Source organism: uncultured Aquincola sp., assembly GCF_964001545.1.
Classification (GTDB): Bacteria; Pseudomonadota; Gammaproteobacteria; order Burkholderiales; family Burkholderiaceae_C; genus Aquincola.
The window spans coordinates 1-5,318 of the sequence record NZ_CAXFDV010000774.1 but is presented as its reverse complement, the minus strand read 5'-3'; the positions used below and the strand labels follow the sequence as shown (position 1 = coordinate 5,318).

The window sequence follows — 5,318 nt, the reverse complement described above, 5'->3', positions numbered from 1 at the left end:
GGCTTCCACCGCGGCATTGAGCGCCAGGATGTTGGTCTGGAAGGCGATGCCGTCGATGGTGCCGATGATGTCGGCGATGCGCCTGGACGAGTCCTGGATGCCGCGCATGGTCTCCACCACCTGGTTCACCGCCTCGTGCCCGCCCAGGGCCGCGGTGCGGGCGTTCTGGGCCAGGTCGTTGGCCTGGGCCGCATGGTCGGAGGTTTGCCGCACCGTGCCGCCCAGCTGCTCCATCGAGGCGGCGGTTTCCTGCAGTGCGGCGGCCTGCCGTTCGGTGCGCACCGACAGGTCCTGGTTGCCGCCGGCAATCTCGACCGTGGCCAGCGCCACTTCATCGGCACTGCGGCGCACGTCGCCGATCACCTGGCTCAGCGCGCCGCAGGTGGTGTTGAGCGTGGCCAGCAGCGCCGACACCTCGTCGCCGCCATCGGCACGCGCCCGCACCGTCAGGTCGCCCTGGCCGATGTGGCGCGCCAGGCGTTCGGCCTCGCGCAGCGGCCGCGTCATGCTGCGCACCAGCCAGGCGGCCACCCAGGCGGTGAAGGCCAGAGCCACCAGCGCGGCCAGGCCCATCACCCAGCCGACGCGGATGAGCTGGCCGCCCACCGCGTTCTCGCGGGCTTCCAGGCTGGCGTTCATGCGCTCGGCCAGCTTATCGAGCGCGGTGAAGAAGGGCGCCATCATCGGCGTCATCTCTTCATCGGCCGCGAAGGCGGCCTCGGCCTGCTTGCCTTCCACCAGCATGCGGCCGATGCGCTGCACGCCCGCGGCATAGGTCTTCTGGCGCTTGATCACCTCTTCGGCCAGCTGTGCGGTGTCGGCATCGTGGTCGGCCAGCAGGCGCTGCAATTGCGCCAGGCCTTCGACGATGCGGGCATTGCGCGCCTCGATGCCCTGCATCAGCTGTTTTTGCTGCTTCTCGCTGGGCGACAGCAGCGCCTGCAGGCTGTCCATCGCACTTTGCCGGGCCAGGTGCTGGACGTTGCGGGCCAGCTCCATCAGCGTGCGCTCCTGCGCCGCCGACTGGGTGGCCCGGCCGACCTGCCACAGTGCGATGCCCGAGGCACCCAGGGCGCCGACCAGCGCCAGGGCGCACAAGCCCAGCGCCAGCCAGACGCGGGCACCGATGGAAAAACGTTTGAGCGACAACACGGGGCACCTGCGGGTGGCGTGAGGTGCGGCGGCTCAGCCGCCCAGCTCGCTGACCAGCTCCTGGCAGCGCGTGATGCGCTCGCGCTGGATGCCGCCGGCCAGCTTGCGCGCCTCGTCGTCACGCCCGGCCAGGATGGCCGGCACCAGGTCGTTCTCGCGCGTTTTCTTGAACGCGGCCCAGGTGTCGTTCAGTTCCTTGAACTGCGCCTCCTTGCCGGCGGGGGCCTTCATCTTGGTCAGCCGGGCGCTCACCGCATCGGCGGTGTCCTTGACCAGCTTTTGCTGGTCGGCGCCGCGCTTGTCCTTGTTGGTCAGCATGGTCACCAGCGACTCACGCGCGGCACTGAGCTGACCACGCAGTTCGCTGAACTCATTGGCATGGGCGGGCAGGGCGACAGGCAGCACGGCCAGCGCGGCCAGCAGCGACACAAGGGCACGACGGATCATGGACAGCTCCAGCTCAGGTTGAACAGGCGCCCGAAAGGGCGCGGTCTGGCAGCTGTATCGGCGGGTGAGGAACTGACTTGAATGCGCTTGCAGTGATCATGAAAGTCATCTATGACTGAACCGCCTCGCGCCGGGTGTGTGCCCAGTCTGCAGGTTCACAGCCCCAGCTCGGACAGCCCGGGATGGTCGTCCGGGCGGCGGCCGAGGGGCCAATGGAACTTGCGCTCTTCGGCCCGGATCGGCCGGTCGTTGATGCTGGCGTGGCGGTGGGTCATCAAGCCGCTGTCGTCGAACGCCCAGTTCTCGTTGCCATGGCTGCGGAACCAGTGGCCCGCGTCGTCGTGCCACTCGTAGACGAAGCGCACCGCGATGCGGTGCCCCTCGAAGGCCCACAGCTCCTTGATCAGGCGGTAGTCCAGCTCGCGGGCCCACTTGCGCTCGAGCAGGGCCTGCGCCTCGGCACGGCCACGAGGAAACTCCACCCGGTTGCGCCAGACCGTGTCAGCGCTGTAGGCCAGCACGATGCGCGCAGGGTCGCGGCTGTTCCAGGCGTCTTCGGCCAGGCGAATCTTCTGGATCGCGGTGTCGCGGGTGAACGGGGGCAGCGGAGGGCGGGTGTCCATGGCAATAGCCTTGAGCAAAGGGGTCATGAGAAGCCGCAGACCGACGGCAGGTAGACAGATCTGTCTACGTGCCGATTGTGTGGCAGGTAGACAAGTCTGTCTATAGTCTGGGCATGAGCCAGATCTCCAACGTCGGCGCCGGCGACCTTTCCGCCAGGGACCGCATCCTGCACACCGCGCACGACCTCTTTTATGCCGAGGGACTGCGCGCCACCGGCATCGACCGCGTGATCGCCGAAGCCGGCGTCACCAAGGTGACCTTCTACCGGCACTTCCCGAGCAAGAACGAGCTCATCCTGGCCTACCTGAACCTGCGCCACGAACGGTGGATGGGCTGGTTCACCGAGGCCTTGCAACGCCACGGCGGCGCCACCAAGGGCGTTCAGGTGCTGGTGCCCGTGATGAAGGAATGGTTCCGCGGGGAGGCGCTCGGGCAGTTCCGCGGCTGCGCGTTCCTGAACGGCGTGAGCGAACTGGGGCCGGCCCTGCCGGCCGTCATTGAGCTGACCCGCCAGCACAAGCAGGCGATGACCGCCGCCATCGAGGCCTTGCTGCCACCCGCAGGCCCCCGCAAGCGCACGGCCGAGGCGCTGGCCACCGCGCTGGACGGCGCCATCGTGCATTCGCAATACACCGCCGAGCCGGCGCCCGCGCTGCGCGCGCTGCAGTTCATCGTCGACCGCGCCGTCAGCCCGCCTTGATCGAGAAGCGCCGGATGATCTCGGCGTAGCGCCTGGACTCGTTGCGCATGCGCTCGGCAAAAGGGGCCGAGGGCATGGCCACCAGGTCGGTGCCCAGGGCGGTCAGCCGTTGCTGGGTGTCGGGCTTTCGCAGCACCGCGAACACCGCCTTCTCCAGCGCCTGCACCACCTCGGCCGGTGTGCGGGCGGGCACCAGCAGGCCGTACCAGGCCAGCAGGTCTTCGTCGCGCAGCAGGTTCGCCGCTTCGGCGATGGTCGGCACCTCCGGCAGCAGCGGCGAGCGCCGGGGCTGCGTCACCGCCAGCGCCACCAGCTTGCCCGAGGCCACGTGAGGCAGCACCGGCGGTGCGCCCACCAGGGCCAGGCTGCATTCGCCGCCCAGTGCGGCAATGGTGGCCGGGCCGGCGCCGCGGTAGGGCACATGCAGCAGGTCCAGGCCGGTCTGCGCCCGCAGCAGTTCCACCGCGATGTGCTGCGGCGTGCCGTTGCCCGGCGTGCCGATGGACAGGCCGGCGGGCGCCTTGCGCGCCGCGGCCAGCGCCTCCTTCACCGTGCGGGCGCCCAGTGCGCTGCCGGCCACCAGCACATTGGGTGACTGCGACACCAGCGCCACGGGCGTGAAGTCCGTGAGCGGTGCATAGGCCGCCCGGCCTTGCAGCGTGGGCGTGATCGTCAGTTCGGGGTTGCCGGCCAGCAGCACGGTGTAGCCGTCGGGCGTGGCCTTGGCCACCAGCTCCGCGCCCAGCATGCCGCCCGCGCCACCGCGGTTGTCGACGTTGAAGGGCTGCTTCAACTCATCGGCCAGGCCCTGGGCCACCAGCCGCGCCACGGCATCGATGCCGCCGCCGGCCGCATAAGGCACGACCATGCGCACCGGCGCCGTCGGCCAGGCCTGGGCGCGGGCAGGGCCGGCCCAGGCAGAAAAAGCCAGTGCGCCCAGCGCACCGAGGGTGGTTCGACGTTGCATGCGCCTGTCTCCTTGTGGTTTGTGATGCGCATCAATCGATGATGCGTCCCGGGTTGAGCAGGCCCTGCGGGTCCATCGCCTGCTTGAGCCGTCGCATCAGCGCCAGCTCTTCCGGTGTGCGGGTGGTGCCCAGCCAGGGCTTTTTCATGCGGCCGATGCCGTGTTCGGCGCTGATGCTGCCGCCCCGGCCGCGCAGCGCCGCATAGGCGATCTCGTCGACCTGGTGCAGGCCTTGCGCATCCACCGGGCCGCTGATCAGGTGCACGTTGTTGTCGCCCAGGTGGCCCAGGAACAGGTGTTCGGCCTGCGGCAGCGCGCGCTGCAGCGCGGCCTCGACCTCGTTCATCCAGGGCTCGGTCTGCGACCAGGGGATGCTCACGTCCAGCGGCGCCATCGGCTTGAGGTGGCCGATGACCTCGGGAATCGACTCGCGCAAGCGCCAGAAGGCGGCGCGGTGTGCTTCGCTGGCCGCGAAGGCCGCGTCCACCACGCCGCCGGCCTCCATCGCTTCGGCCAACACCTCCTGCAGCGCCTCGTCCATCGACGTGCCGGGCGCGCCGGCCGCTTCCACCAGCACATGCCAGCGGGCTGCGCTGCCCAAGGGCGCCGCCTGGCCGGTGAGCGAAGCCGCCAATGCCACGAAGCGGCCCGACATGAACTCGAAGGCCTGCAGCGTGTGGCCCAGACGGCGGCGCAAAGCCCGCAGCAGCAGCGGCAGGGCCTCGAAGCGGTCCAGCGCCACCCAGGCGGCCGCCGGCTGCCCGGTGGGCGGGTGCAGGCGCAGCACCAGCCGCGTGATGATGCCCAGCGTGCCTTCCGAGCCGATGAACAGGAAGCGCGGATCGAGTCCGCTGCTGTTCTTGACCAGCCGGCTGAGGCTGTTGACCACCGTGCCGTCGGCCAGTACCGCCTCCACGCCCAGCACCGCGTCGCGCATGGTGCCGTAGCGCAGCACGCGGGTGCCGCCGGCATTGGTGGAGGCATTGCCGCCCACCTGGCAGGAGCCCCGCGCACCCAGGTCGACCGCGAACTGCCAGCCTGCGGCCATGGCGGCCTCCTGCACCGCCTGCAGCGTGGCGCCGGCCTGCACCCGCATGACGCCTTCCAGCGCATCCACCTCCTCGATGGTGTTCATGCGCTCGAGGTTGATGACGACGTCACCCGCGTCAGGCACCGCGCCGCCGGCCAGGCCGGTCATGCCGCCCTGCACGGTGATGCGCCGGCCTTCGGCTGCGCAGCGCCGCACGATGGCAGCAACGGCCTGGGTATCCAGCGGGCGGTGCAGCTCGGCGGGTGCGCCGCCGACCAGGCCGCTCCAGTCGCGCAGGTAGCGCTCGTCGATGGCGGTTCCCGTCAGCGCCGGGGCGGTCATGCGGCCACCGGCGCGGGCGTGGAGGTGGAAGAGCCCAGCCGGTGCGCGGCGTCTGC

The 5,318-nt window shown here is 70.2% G+C and carries 6 protein-coding genes; 1 reads left to right on the top strand and 5 read right to left on the bottom strand.

Features of this window, described 5'->3' with window-relative positions:
* The 3 genes from ABNT58_RS26990 to ABNT58_RS26980 form a co-directional block, all read right to left on the bottom strand.
* Positions 1 to 1,149: methyl-accepting chemotaxis protein (locus tag ABNT58_RS26990; protein ID WP_348756462.1), on the bottom strand; the 1,149-nt coding region annotated here is incomplete at its 3' end.
* Between the two features lie 36 nt (positions 1,150 to 1,185).
* A complete protein-coding gene (locus ABNT58_RS26985) occupies positions 1,186 to 1,599 on the bottom strand; it encodes a hypothetical protein (protein ID WP_348756461.1) in 414 nt (137 codons plus the stop codon).
* A gap of 155 nt (positions 1,600 to 1,754) precedes the next feature.
* Positions 1,755 to 2,222, bottom strand: coding sequence for a nuclear transport factor 2 family protein (locus tag ABNT58_RS26980; protein ID WP_348756460.1), 468 nt, complete (start codon positions 2,220 to 2,222; stop codon positions 1,755 to 1,757).
* Between the two features lie 113 nt (positions 2,223 to 2,335).
* Between ABNT58_RS26980 and ABNT58_RS26975 the strand changes: the two genes are divergently transcribed.
* The gene (locus ABNT58_RS26975; protein WP_348756459.1) at positions 2,336 to 2,923 is read left to right on the top strand and encodes a TetR/AcrR family transcriptional regulator; all 588 of its coding nucleotides are present in this window, start codon (positions 2,336 to 2,338) and stop codon (positions 2,921 to 2,923) included.
* On the opposite strand, the gene ABNT58_RS26970 is transcribed toward ABNT58_RS26975, so the two are convergent.
* Positions 2,910 to 3,890 carry a tripartite tricarboxylate transporter substrate-binding protein gene (locus ABNT58_RS26970; RefSeq protein WP_348756458.1) on the bottom strand — a complete coding sequence of 327 codons (981 nt, stop codon included), beginning with the start codon at positions 3,888 to 3,890 and terminating at the stop codon, positions 2,910 to 2,912. The genes ABNT58_RS26975 and ABNT58_RS26970 overlap by 14 nt on opposite strands.
* A 31-nt stretch (positions 3,891 to 3,921) precedes the next feature.
* Positions 3,922 to 5,262 (bottom strand): FAD-binding oxidoreductase, encoded by a 1,341-nt coding sequence (locus ABNT58_RS26965; RefSeq protein WP_348756463.1) that lies wholly within the window; start codon positions 5,260 to 5,262, stop codon positions 3,922 to 3,924.
* Positions 5,263 to 5,318 lie beyond the last annotated feature (56 nt).

What these genes read in the sequence shown, in the direction of transcription:
- ABNT58_RS26985 (WP_348756461.1), bottom strand. Translation starts at nt 1,599, where the DNA reads ATGATCCGTCGTGCCCTTGTGTCGCTGCTGGCCGCGCTGGCCGTGCTG.
- ABNT58_RS26970 (WP_348756458.1), bottom strand. Translation starts at nt 3,890, where the DNA reads ATGCAACGTCGAACCACCCTCGGTGCGCTGGGCGCACTGGCTTTTTCT.
- ABNT58_RS26980 (WP_348756460.1), bottom strand. Translation starts at nt 2,222, where the DNA reads ATGGACACCCGCCCTCCGCTGCCCCCGTTCACCCGCGACACCGCGATC.
- ABNT58_RS26965 (WP_348756463.1), bottom strand. Translation starts at nt 5,262, where the DNA reads ATGACCGCCCCGGCGCTGACGGGAACCGCCATCGACGAGCGCTACCTG.
- ABNT58_RS26975 (WP_348756459.1), top strand. Translation starts at nt 2,336, where the DNA reads ATGAGCCAGATCTCCAACGTCGGCGCCGGCGACCTTTCCGCCAGGGAC.